Source organism: Fusicatenibacter saccharivorans (genome assembly GCF_015557635.1).
Taxonomy (GTDB): domain Bacteria; phylum Bacillota; class Clostridia; order Lachnospirales; family Lachnospiraceae; genus Fusicatenibacter; species Fusicatenibacter saccharivorans.
Map to the genome: position 1 here is coordinate 37,761 of NZ_JADNOP010000007.1, position 12,126 is coordinate 49,886.

Consider the following 12,126-nt stretch of genomic DNA (forward strand, 5'->3'; position numbering starts at 1 on the left):
GCATCTGGAGTATAATTCACTTCATATAGTAGCAGTTTAAAGTGCTACAGCACGATTTATCATCATGTGGAAATACGAGGAGAGAGAGGATTTCAAATTATGTCAAAACACATCACAGGACACACCGGATTATTATGTTTACTCGGAAGCCCGGTTGCACACAGTGTTTCTCCGGAAATGCACAACGAAGCATGCGACCAGCTCGGCCTTGATTATAGCTACCTTGCCTTTGATGTACCGGAAGACAAAATGCCGCAGGCAGTCGAAGGACTCCGCACCATGGGTGCAAGAGGCTGGAATATCACCATGCCTGGCAAAAATATCATGTGCAGATTGGCAGACAAGGTTTCTCCTGCTTCGGAGATCTCCGGCGCATGTAATACCATCGTCAACGACAACGGCGTTCTCACCGCTTACACCACCGACGGTGTCGGCTTCATGAGAGCAGTTGCAGAAAACGGCGTAGACATCATCGGCAAAAAGATGACTCTGCTCGGTGCCGGCGGCGCTGCTACTGCAATCCTGGTACAGGCAGCCCTCGACGGCGTGGCTGAGATCAATGTATTCAACGTCAGAGACAATTTCTTCGGAAGAGCCGAGGAAATCGTTGCAAAACTCAATGAGCGTACTTCCTGCAAGGTTACCCTGCACGACTTCTCCGATCCGGAAGTCCTTCGCGCATCCATCGCAGACAGCGCCATTCTTGTCAACGGAACTTCCGTCGGAATGGCTCCAAAAACCGAGAACACCATCATCACCGACACAACGATGTTCCACAAAGACCTCTTCGTTTTCGATGTGATCTACAATCCGCAGGAAACCCGCCTGCTGCGTGAGGCAAAAGAGGCTGGATGCAAGACCGGAAACGGTATGTACATGCTGTTATACCAGGGAGCTGCTTCCTTCAAACTGTGGACTGGCGAGGATATGCCGGTTGAGATCATCAAAGAGAAATACTTCTCCGGAAAATAAAATATCACGCAATTTCAAAAGGCTTCTGCCCCGGATTTTCATCCGCCGGCAGAAGCCTTTTTTATCATCCTGAAGTATGGGTCAGCCCGCTTTCTGTACTTCGTCGAGCTGTGCCGTATACAGTTTGTAGTAATATCCCTTCTTTGCCATCAGTTCGTCGTGCGTTCCGCTTTCCATGATACCGCCGTTGTCGATATACATGATCTTATCGCAGTTGCGGATCGTGGACAGACGGTGGGCGATGATGAACGATGTTCTACCCTTCAGCATCGCATTGAGGCCTGTCTGCAGTGCTTTCTCGGTCTGTACGTCGATGCTTGAGGTCGCCTCATCGAGAATCAAGATTGCCGGATCGGAAAGCAGTGTTCTGGCAAACGAGATCAGCTGTTTCTGGCCCTGGCTCAGCATGGAACCGCGCTCGCGCACCTCTGTCTGGTAGCCGTCCAGCATTTTGCTGATGAATTCGTCCGCACACACGGTTTTGCTCGCATTGACAATCTCCTCCCGTGTCGCATCGAGTTTTCCGTAACGGATGTTGTCCTCAATGTCTCCCGAGAAAATAAAGCTGTCCTGCATCATAATACCCATCTGTTCACGCAGCGAATGAATTGTCACCTGTGAGATGTCCTGGCCGTCGATCAGGACGCGGCCGCCGTTGACATTGTAGAACCGGGAGATCAGATTGACAATCGTACTCTTTCCGGCTCCCGTCGGTCCGACAAGCGCCACACTCTCACCCGGTTTTACCGTAAACGAAACGTCTTTTAAAATCTGCTTCGATTCATCGTACGAGAAGTTGACATGGTCAAACGTCACCTCACCGCGGATCTCCGGCATTTTTACGGCGTTCTCCGCATCTTTTACCGTTACCGGCTCGTCCATTGTCTCGAAGATACGCTCCAGGTAAGCGATGTTGTTGATAAAGTTGTTGAAGATATTTCCAAGGTTCATGATCGGCTGCCAGAAGTACGATGCGTAGCTGGAAATCGCCACGATGGTACCGAGTGATTTGCTGCCCTGTCCGAACAGCACAAGGCCTGCTAAGAAGATCGCCGCGCGCACGCAGACGGAAATCGAATCGATGCCCGGCCATACCAAGTTGGAATAACGCACCGCCGTGTTCCACGTTCTGCGGCAGTCCTGTGAAAGATCTTTGAAAATCTCCGCATTTTCATCCTCTCTTGCAAAGATCTGTGTAATGCGGGCTCCGACGATATTTTCCTGCAGATACGCATTCAGGTTCGAGTTCTTATTTGAAACTGCCTGCCATGCCCGTCTCTGTTTATTCTTGATCCAGACCATGAACACGCACAGCACCGGCACGCCGCAGAGAACGACGAGCGCCATCTGCACATCGACCAGGAACATGAAAATGACGATGAACAGCAGATTGAAACACTCCAGCACAATGTTGATCAGTCCATTCGAAAGCATATCCGATACCGAGTTGACGTAGTTGACCACACGGATCAGAATTTTGCCGTGCGGGCGGTCGTCGTAATACTGGAACGGCAGCTCCTGCAGATGCTCAAACAGGTCTTTTCGGATATCGTAGATGATATTCTGGCTGACATCCACCATGATACGGCTTCGGATCGTCGTGAAAATGACGCTGACGACGTAGATGCCGACGAGCATTCCGACCAGAGAAAACAGAAGTTTCTCGTTTTTGTCCGGAATCGCAAGGTCCAGTGCCCGCTGGATAATCATCGGCGCAACGTAGCCGAACGCGCCGCCGATGCCGCTTAAGAGAATCGCCACAACCATCCGGCCCGCGTATTTTTTAATATAAGATGATGCCCGGAGTAAGTGTCTGATGTCAAAAGGTTCTTCGAGCACTTCATCCTGCTTGTATGTATTTTTTGCCATTGCTTCCCCCTCCTACAGTTCATCCACACCGGTCTGCAGTTTCACCAGTTCGTAGTAATAGCCCTTCTTTTCCATCAGCTCCTCGTGCGTTCCCATCTCCTTGATGTAACCGTTCTGCAGCACGATAATTTTGTCCGCCGTCTTTGTGGTGGAGATTCGCTGCGCGATGATAACTTTCGTGCACGGGAAATCCAGTTCTCGTAAGGAATGCTGGATCTGTTTTTCCGTCTCCATATCGACGGCCGATGTCGTGTCGTCAAGAATCAGGATCGACGGACGGATGGCCAACGCTCTCGCCAGGGAAATTCTCTGCTTCTGGCCGCCTGAAAGACCGACGCCGCGCTCACCGACCAGAGTGTCATAGCCCTCCGGCATCTTCGAAATAAAGTCTGCCGCGGCAGAATATTTTGCAAATTTAATGACTTCATTCATCTTGATCGAGTCATCGCCGTAAGCAATGTTGCCCTCGATCGTATCAGAATACAGCAGGACATCCTGCGTCGCAAGTCCGATGTGTTTCCGGAGGTCATACAGCTTCAGATCTTCCACCGGAATACCGTCGATGCGGATCTGGCCTTCTGTCGGCTCGTAGAAACGCGGAATCAGGTTGATGAGGGATGTCTTTCCGCATCCCGTCTCTCCCATGACCGCCACGGTCTCATTCGGGTTAACCGTAAACGAAATGTTATGCAGAACCGGCAGATCACCGTCCTCATACTGGAACGAGACGTTGTCGAACTCGATTTTTCCCTCGAAGCGTTCCGGGTGTGCCACTGCATTTTCCTCGTCCTTGATCTTTGCCTCGGAGTAATACAGCTCCATGACTTTTTTTGAAGCCGCCGAGAACCGCTGGAACTCGTTCATGATATTTCCCATCTGGCGCATCGGGTTTGCGATTGCCCAGATGAGGCCGGAGAATGCCACATAATCACCCATGGTCAGCTGGCCCTTAATCATAAAGACACCGCCGACTGCCAGCAGGACAACCGGCATCAGGTTAGCGATACTCTCGACAAACGGGAAGAATTTCAGCCATACCATCGCGGTTGCTTTGTTTGTCTCCGCGTAATCGGTATTAGCGCGGTCGAATTTCTCGATCTCGTACTCTTCTCTTGCAAACGCCTTGACGACGCGGTTTCCGGAGATATTCTCCTGCGCACACGTATTCATCTGTGCCAGCTTTTCACGCAGTGCCGCATGCATCGGGGCAACACGGTTGCGGAACAGGTAGATGATCCAGAATACAAACGGCGAAATCACAAGTATGCAGAGCGCCAGCTTCCAGTTCGTGTACAGGAAGAAAATGGCCGCTGCCGCGAACAGGGAAAACGACTCAATCACCATTCGGATGACCCATGCGACCATATGGCGGACGGCATCGAGGTCTCCGGTCAGACGCGTCATCAGATCGCCGGTACGGTACGTGCTGTAAAACGTCATATCCTGCCGCTGGATTTTGTCATACAGGTAATTCCGCACCCGGTACAGGACGCTCTGTGATACGTGCTCGTAAATCATACAGCTGCCGTAGACAATAACGACACGCAGAAACGTGAAGCCAATCATCGCAATCAACAGGCGGTAAAACAGATCCCGGTGTGTCTGCAGATTCTGCACCGCATTTTCACCTGTCAGAAACAGGTCAACAATTTTTCCCGAAAAATATGGAATCGTAAGCTGCAGAACGTTATATAATACCGTTCCGATCATGCCGATCAGATACAGCGCACGCTTTCCTTCCATGTTTTCCCACAGCCATTGGATTTTGGTTTTCGGGAATGGTTTTGTGCTGCTTTTCATTTTTTCATATCCCCCCTTATCTTCTGAAAATCAAAAGGTTTCCGCATTTTTCTCTTTCAAATGCTTTCGCCATTGTATCAATTTTCATTTCATTATGATATAATGCGACTGTATAAAAATAGAACGTTTCTATCTTCATGCATGATTCTTTTGAATAATCCTCGTAATTTTTTGCAGAACTTTTTAACCGGAACAGGAGGAATTTACTTTTGAAAAATCTATTTGAATACAGTGATATCCTGCGCTCACCAATCGAGGCATTTTCCTGCAGCTCGGAAAACTTTTCCATGCCGGTGGTATCACACTGGCACTATTTTACTGAAGTACTTTATCTGCAGGAAGGCTCGCTCCTTGTGAGCTGCAACGATGTTGTCTATCCGATGGAGGCCGGCTCTTTCATCCTTTTTCCGCCGCAGGCAGTCCATGCGCTTGCCGCGGATCATGACAAACCGTTTCGCTTTTTCTGCGTAAAATTCAATCTGAACCGGATTCATCTTACCGGAAGCTATCTTCCGAACCTGAGCTTTGCGTTCCATAAGGTTGCCTCCATGACGCATCCTTCCCTGCTCTTTACGCAGGCGGATCTTCCGGGGCTCGACCTGAACGATTTTTTCACAACCATTGAAAAAGAATCCCATGCGAAACAGTACGGATACGACGCGTATATTTATTCGCTGTTTTCGACACTGTTCCTGCGCCTTCTGCGTACCTGGCACTGCCAGGGAATCTGTTTTGATCTCGAAACCATCTCCGAGAGTGAAGAGAAAAGTATGCAGGACATTCTCGTCTACATCGACCGTCATTCACAGGAAAATATCAACATCGAAGAGCTGGCGCATAAATACAATATGAGCTATTCGTACTTTGCCAAGCTGTTTTTAAAACACTACGGACAGAGCTGCAAGCAGTATATCGAATTTATCCGTTTGAACAAGGTCGAGAACCTGCTCCTCTTTACCGATTATGACCTGAACTTTATTGCCACCGAGACCGGCTTTGCAGACTGCAGCCACCTGATCCGTACGTTCAAAAAACGGTATCAGATCACCCCGCGGCAGTTCCGGCAGGAGCATCAGTCCACAGTGTCCTCGTCGCTTCCGGCGAAGCTGGGATAACCCCATAATATAGTAATAAAAAAGGCGGCATACCGTTTTCCCCCTGAAACTTTCAGAAAGAAAATCCGGTATGCCGCCTTTTCATATCTTAAATTTTCTGATTTAAACTTCTTAGATGTTGAGCAGATCGCTGAATACCTTCAGTGCTCCGTCTGTCTCGTGAGCCAGAACGCGTTTTGCAAGGACTTTACCAAGCTGGACGCCCTCCTGGTCGAAGCTGTTTACGTTCCACAGGAATCCCTGGAACATGATCTTATTCTCGAAGTGTGCAAGCAGTGCTCCCAGCGTCTTCGGATTTACCTGATCTCCGATGATGATGCTGGACGGACGGCCGCCTTCGAAGTTTTTGTTTTTATTCTCATCTGCTTTACCGCAGGCAAATGCAACGATCTGAGCTGCTACGTTTGCGCAGAGTTTCTGCTGGCTGGTGCTGCCCTGGATGTCGACATCGGTCTCCATCTGGTTATTGCGGAATCCTACAAACTGCAGCGGAACGATATCAGTTCCCTGATGCAGCAGCTGATAGAAGGAATGCTGTCCGTTGGTACCTGGCTCGCCGAAGAGAACCGGACCGGTCGGGTAATTGACCGGCTCGCCGAAGCGGTTGACCGATTTACCGTTGGACTCCATATCTACCTGCTGTAAGTGAGCCGGGAAACGGTTCAGTGCCTGGGAGTACGGAAGAACTGCAGTGCTTGGATAGCCAAGAACGTTTCTCTCGTAAACACCGATCAGCGCATCGAGCATCTCCGGGTTCTGTAATACGTCTTTGTTTGCAGAAAGTTTATCTTCTGCTGCAGCGCCCTCGAGGAATGCTGCGAATACTTCCGGTCCGAAAGCCAGGGACAGAACAGCGCCGCCGACTGCGGATGTGGAAGAATAACGGCCTCCGATGTAGTCATCCATGAAGAATGCTGCCAGATAGTCGTCGCTCTTTGCCAGCGGAGAAGTCTCACTGGTAACGGCGATCATATGCTTGGATGCATCCAGGCCTGCATTTTTCAGAGCGTCTTTTACGAAGGACTCATTGGTCAGAGTCTCCAGTGTGGTTCCGGATTTGGATACCAGAACGAAGATGGAATGTGCTACGTCGATCGAATTCAGAACAGCTGCTGCGTCATCCGGGTCAACGTTGCTGATGAATTTTGCTTCCATTTTGAAGCAGCCGTTTTTCTTTGCCCAGTTTTCCAGAGCCAGATACATCGCACGCGGGCCAAGGTCGCTTCCGCCGATACCGATCTGCACAACGGTGGTGAATTTTTCACCTGCTGCGTTGGTGATCTCACCTGCATGTACTTTGTTCGCAAACTCTGCGATGCGGTTCTGCTGCTCTACGTAGAAAGCACGTTTGTCTACGCCGTCTGCCGTAACGGTGTTTCCGAGCTGGCCGCGGGTCAGCTGATGAAGCACGAGACGGTTCTCTCCGGTGTTGATGACAGCACCGTTGTAAAGCTCCTCAAATTTTTCAGAAAGCTGTGCCTCTTCTGCCAGTTTTACGAGTGCGGCAAGGACATCCTCATTCACCTGTTTTGCTGCGTAGTTATACGCAAGTCCTTCTGCCATCGGAACGCTGTAAGATTTTACGCGCTCTGCTCCGTTTTCGCCGGACATCACCTCGGCAAGATTGACACGCTCCACTTTTTTCAACTCCTCAAAAGAAGCCAGTTTATCAAGATTGTTCCAGGTAACCATTGTTAAGTTCCTCCTGTTTTTTTATTTTGTCTCTCTATTCCGTCCGCGGAAACATTTTTATTCCCGCTATTATACCAATGAAACAGACTGCTTGCTAAAAACAGTCTGTTTCGTGATATTTTTTTATTTCGTATAGTTATAAGAAAGAGCTCTTGCGATCTCCCACTGATATTCCGGCAGAGTCTTTGTCATGGACAGTGCCTCATCGATATCGTAATCTACATACTCACCGTTCTTGTATGCAACAACGCGGTCTGTTTTGCCTTCCAGAAGAAGGTCAACTGCGTAAGCACCCATGATGGACGCATATACACGGTCTTTACATGTCGGGCTTCCTCCACGCTGCATATGTCCAAGGATCGTTGCACGGGTCTCGATGCCGGTTGCAGCTTCGATTCTGCGCGCCATGCTGGTGGAATGGCCGATGCCCTCAGCATTTACGATGATATGATGTTTTTTGCCTTTTCTACGGTTCTCGATGATGTTGTTGATGATCTTCTGCTCATCGTAATCGTATTTCTCCGGAAGAAGAATATCCTCTGCGCCGTTTGCGATACCGCACCAAAGAGCGATATATCCGGCATTACGTCCCATAACCTCGATGATCGAGCATCTCTCATGGGAAGTGGAAGTATCTCTTACTTTATCAATGGCTTCCATTGCAGTGTTTACCGCGGTATCAAAACCGATGGTATATTCTGTGCAGGCGATATCCAGGTCGATGGTTCCCGGTACACCTACGGTGTTAATTCCAAGAGCTGCCAGTTTCTGCGCTCCTGCAAAAGATCCGTCTCCGCCGATAACTACCAGTCCGTCGATGCCGTGTTTTCTGCAGACATCTGCAGCACGTTTCTGGCCTTCCAGTGTACGCATCTCTGCGCAGCGGGCGGTATAAAGGATGGTACCTCCGCGCTCGATGGTGTCGGATACATCGCGGGCTGTCATGTCGATGATTTCTTCGTTCATCAGTCCGTCGTAGCCTTTCAGGATACCTTTCATCTGAACGCCCTTCTGCAGACCTCTTCTTACGGCTGCACGGATCGCTGCGTTCATACCTGGTGCATCACCACCGCTGGTAAGCACTCCGATTGTCTTTACCTTGTTAGTCGTTGCCATATGAATTCCTCCATCTCATCACACACATTAATAAACGAGTAGTTTTATTTATTAATCACACACAGTTTTATTTTAAAGCATTCAGGCCCTTTTTTCAATACTCTTTTCTACAACTTTCACGTTTCCGGTACCGAATTTTGCCTGAAGTGACGCCACCAGACGGGCATCTGCCTGCACATTGCGGCTCGGCGGCAGTTTTTTCATCGCTTTGATCGATTTGATGTAGAGAATCACGCTGTCCTTGCCGTCGGATTCATGCAGCATCTGGTACAGATCCGCCACTTCTCTCTCGTACGTTTCCTTGTCCGGGAACTGGATCCAGAGCTCTTTCGGGATGCCAGCAAACGGGAAAATTTTCTCGCAGATCAGCTTGCTCGGCTTATCATCCTCCGCGGAAACACGGCCCTGGATGAAGACACGCGCATCGGTCTGCATCATCGGTGCGTTTTTCTCGTAATCGCGCGGGAATACGACGATTTCCATACTGCCGACGAGGTCCTCGAGTGTGAGAAATGCCATTGTCTTGTTATTCTTTGTATATTTGATTTTTTTATCCGTGATAATGCCGCCGACAATCTCTTTCGCGCCGTCGGTGACGGATGGGAAACCCGTCTCCTCATCCGGCTGGAAGTCTGTCGTTACCGCGGAAATGTTCTTCCGCCAGCACTCCTCCTGCTCCTCGAGCGGATGACCGCTGACGTAGATGCCGAGCACCTCTTTTTCGAGCGCCAAAAGATCACTCTTTTCGTATTCTCCGACATCCGGGTACACCGTTTCATACGACCGTTTGGTCGTCTCATCTACAAAGTCAAACAGACTCATCTGGCCGCTTAACGAATCTTTTTTCTCGCGCGCCACATCATCGAGCACATTGGCGTAGACGAACATGAGCTGCTTTCTCGTCACGCCGAAGCAGTCGAATGCGCCCGCCTTGATAAAGTTCTCGACGGTCCGCTTGTTGACTTCTTTTCCGCTCAGGCGCTCCGCGAAATCCTTTAACGAGCGGAACGGTCCGTTTGCACTCCGCTCCTCCACGATCGCCTCCATGACCGGCTTTCCGATGCCTTTGACCGCCGCCATGCCATAGCGGATCGCCTGGCCGTCTACCGTGAATTTTCCTTCGCTTCGGTTGATGTCCGGCGGCAGAATGGAAATGCCCATCTGCCGGGAACTCAAGATATACTCTGCGACTTTTCCCGGGTTATCGATGCAGGAGGTCATCAGAGCCGCCATGAACTCAACCGGGTAATAGTATTTCAGCCATGCCGTCTGGTACGATACGAACGCGTACGCCGCCGCATGGGATTTGTTGAAGGCGTATTTCGCGAAGTCGATCATCTCGTCGTAGATCTTGTTCGCTGTCTTCTCATCAATGCCGTTTTTGATACAGCCCGGCACGCCCTCGGCCTCGTTTCCATAAACGAAATTCTGGCGCTCTTTTTCCATGACAGATGCCTTTTTCTTCGACATCGCACGGCGCACCAGATCGGCCCGTCCAAGCGAATAGCCCGCCAGTGCCTGTACGATCTGCATAACCTGTTCCTGGTAGACGATACAGCCGTACGTCGGCTCCAGAATCGGTTTTAAGAGCGGTGTATCGTACGTAACGGATTCCGGGTTGTTTTTTCCTTTGATGTACTGCGGAATAAAATCCATCGGGCCCGGACGGTACAGGGAAATTCCGGCGATGATATCCTCGAGGCTCTGCGGTTTTAACTCCTTCATGAAGTTTTTCATTCCCGCACTCTCGAGCTGGAACACACCGACCGTTTTCGATGCGCCGATCATACCGAGCACTTTCGGATCGTTGTAATCGATGTGAAGCAGATCAATTTTCTTATTGCTGTAACGCTCTGCGAGCTTTGTCGCATTCTGAATGACGGTCAGGGTCCGAAGTCCTAAGAAGTCCATTTTCAGAAGTCCCAGTTCCTCGAGCGTCGTCATCGTGAACTGCGTGACGATCGTTCCGTCGCTTCCTCGCGAGAGCGGCACAAATTCCACCAGCGGACGCGAGCCGATGACAACACCGGCGGCGTGCATCGACGTGTGGCGCGGCAGACCTTCAAGTCTCCGTGACATGTCGATCAGATGTGCAACCTCTTCATTGCCCTGATACAGCTCCCGCAGCTCGTGGTTCATCTGCAGTGCCTTGTCGATCGTGATATTCAGTTCATTCGGAATCATCTTCGCAATCGAATCGACCTGTGCATACGGCATATCCAGCACACGGCCGACATCGCGGATGACACCGCGCGCCGCCAGTGTACCGAATGTGACGATCTGTACAACGCGGTCCTTGCCGTATTTTCTCGTTACATAGTCGATGACCTCCGGGCGGCGTTCGAAACAGAAATCCACGTCGATATCAGGCATGGTAACTCGTTCCGGGTTCAGGAAACGCTCGAACAGGAGCTGGTACCGCATCGGATCCAGCTGTGTGATGCCAAGGGTGTAGGAAACAATACTTCCGGCCGCCGATCCTCGTCCCGGTCCGACCATGATGTCGTGGTCGCGCGCAAATTTGATGAAATCCCACACGATCAGGAAGTAATCGACGTAACCCATCGTTTTGATCGTATCAAGCTCGTATTTCAGCCGCGCTTTCAGTTCATCCGTCGCCGGGTAATACCGTTCCTCGAGGCCGTCGTAGCAGAGCTTATTTAAGTATTCCCAGGAAGTGTATCCTTCCGGCACATCGAATTTCGGAAGTTTTGTGACACCAAATTCGATCTCCACATTACACCGGTCTGCAATTTTCTGTGTATTTTCGATTGCCTGCGGTGCATACGGGAAGAGCGATGCCATCTCCGCCTCGGATTTCACGAAATACTGGCCGCCCTCGTAGCGCATGCGGTCCTCATCCGTGATCTTCTTTCCGGTCTGCAGGCACAGAAGAATATCGTGGGAATCCGCATCTTCTGCGTACGTGTAGTGAATATCATTCGTCGCCACCAGCTCGATGCCGGTTTCTGCCGAGAGGCGCATCAGCTGCTGATTGACCATCCGCTGCTCCGAGATGCCGTGATCCTGCAGTTCCAGGAAGAAATTGCCTTTTCCGAAAATCTTCTCATACCGCAGTGCGGCCTCTTTTCCCATCTCGTACTGGTTCCGCACCATCGCACGCGCCACCTCACCTGCAAGGCAGGCGGAAAGCGCGATAATGCCCTCGTGATACTTTTCCAGAATCTCCATGTCGACACGCGGCTTATAGTAAAATCCATCAATAAAGCCCGCCGAAACAATCTTCATCAGATTGGAATAGCCCGTATTATTTTCCGCCAGCAGAACCAGATGGTAGTATCGGTCCTCTCCGCGGCTGGTTTCGCGGTCGAAACGGGAACCCGGCGCCACGTAAACCTCACAGCCGAGGATCGGCTTGATGCCCTGCGCGCGGGCTTCTTTATAAAAATCGATACAGCCGAACATGACGCCGTGATCGGTGATCGCGGCGCTGTTCATGCCAAGCTCCTTGACTCTGGCAACGTACTCTTTGATCTTGTTCGATCCGTCCAGAAGGCTGTATTCGGTATGTACATGTAAATGCGTAAAACTCATCGTTTTC

At 50.5% G+C, this 12,126-nt stretch carries 7 protein-coding genes; 2 read left to right on the top strand and 5 right to left on the bottom strand.

Translation table 11 applies throughout. The features are described 5' to 3' along the window. The first annotated feature begins 99 nt into the window (after positions 1-99). Complete coding sequence (gene aroE / locus I2G42_RS07435) at positions 100-972, top strand: shikimate dehydrogenase (RefSeq protein ID WP_055226270.1); 873 nt, start codon at positions 100-102, stop codon at positions 970-972. Positions 973-1,053: 81 nt separating this feature from the next. Here the strand turns inward: aroE and I2G42_RS07440 are convergent, their stop codons facing one another. Both I2G42_RS07440 and I2G42_RS07445 read right to left on the bottom strand, forming a co-directional pair. Further along, positions 1,054-2,841, bottom strand: a complete 1,788-nt coding sequence (locus tag I2G42_RS07440; RefSeq protein ID WP_055226269.1) for an ABC transporter ATP-binding protein — start codon at positions 2,839-2,841, stop codon at positions 1,054-1,056. Positions 2,842-2,853: 12 nt separating this feature from the next. Continuing rightward, on the bottom strand, positions 2,854-4,641 hold the full coding sequence (locus I2G42_RS07445) for an ABC transporter ATP-binding protein (protein ID WP_055226268.1): 1,788 nt from the start codon (positions 4,639-4,641) through the stop codon (positions 2,854-2,856). A gap of 209 nt (positions 4,642-4,850) precedes the next feature. On the opposite strand from I2G42_RS07445, the gene I2G42_RS07450 reads away from it, so the two are divergent. After that, the gene (locus I2G42_RS07450; protein ID WP_055226267.1) at positions 4,851-5,756 is read left to right on the top strand and encodes a helix-turn-helix domain-containing protein; all 906 of its coding nucleotides are present in this window, start codon (positions 4,851-4,853) and stop codon (positions 5,754-5,756) included. 111 nt (positions 5,757-5,867) lie between these two features. On the opposite strand, the gene I2G42_RS07455 is transcribed toward I2G42_RS07450, so the two are convergent. The 3 genes from I2G42_RS07455 to I2G42_RS07465 all read right to left on the bottom strand — a co-directional run bounded on the left by I2G42_RS07455 (position 5,868) and on the right by I2G42_RS07465 (position 12,119). Beyond that, a complete protein-coding gene (locus I2G42_RS07455) occupies positions 5,868-7,448 on the bottom strand; it encodes a glucose-6-phosphate isomerase (protein WP_022462042.1) in 1,581 nt (526 codons plus the stop codon). A gap of 123 nt (positions 7,449-7,571) precedes the next feature. Continuing rightward, positions 7,572-8,564: a 6-phosphofructokinase gene (gene pfkA / locus I2G42_RS07460; protein ID WP_055226266.1), complete on the bottom strand. Its 993-nt coding sequence runs from the start codon at positions 8,562-8,564 to the stop codon at positions 7,572-7,574. Positions 8,565-8,645: 81 nt separating this feature from the next. After that, positions 8,646-12,119 (bottom strand): DNA polymerase III subunit alpha, encoded by a 3,474-nt coding sequence (locus I2G42_RS07465; protein ID WP_117801856.1) that lies wholly within the window; start codon positions 12,117-12,119, stop codon positions 8,646-8,648. Positions 12,120-12,126: the final 7 nt, after the last annotated feature.

Excerpts from the sequence above, each read along its gene's own strand:
- aroE (WP_055226270.1), top strand. The coding sequence starts at position 100 with ATGTCAAAACACATCACAGGACACACCGGATTATTATGTTTACTCGGA.
- I2G42_RS07440 (WP_055226269.1), bottom strand. The coding sequence starts at position 2,841 with ATGGCAAAAAATACATACAAGCAGGATGAAGTGCTCGAAGAACCTTTT.
- I2G42_RS07445 (WP_055226268.1), bottom strand. The coding sequence starts at position 4,641 with ATGAAAAGCAGCACAAAACCATTCCCGAAAACCAAAATCCAATGGCTG.
- I2G42_RS07455 (WP_022462042.1), bottom strand. The coding sequence starts at position 7,448 with ATGGTTACCTGGAACAATCTTGATAAACTGGCTTCTTTTGAGGAGTTG.
- pfkA (WP_055226266.1), bottom strand. The coding sequence starts at position 8,564 with ATGGCAACGACTAACAAGGTAAAGACAATCGGAGTGCTTACCAGCGGT.
- I2G42_RS07465 (WP_117801856.1), bottom strand. The coding sequence starts at position 12,119 with ATGAGTTTTACGCATTTACATGTACATACCGAATACAGCCTTCTGGAC.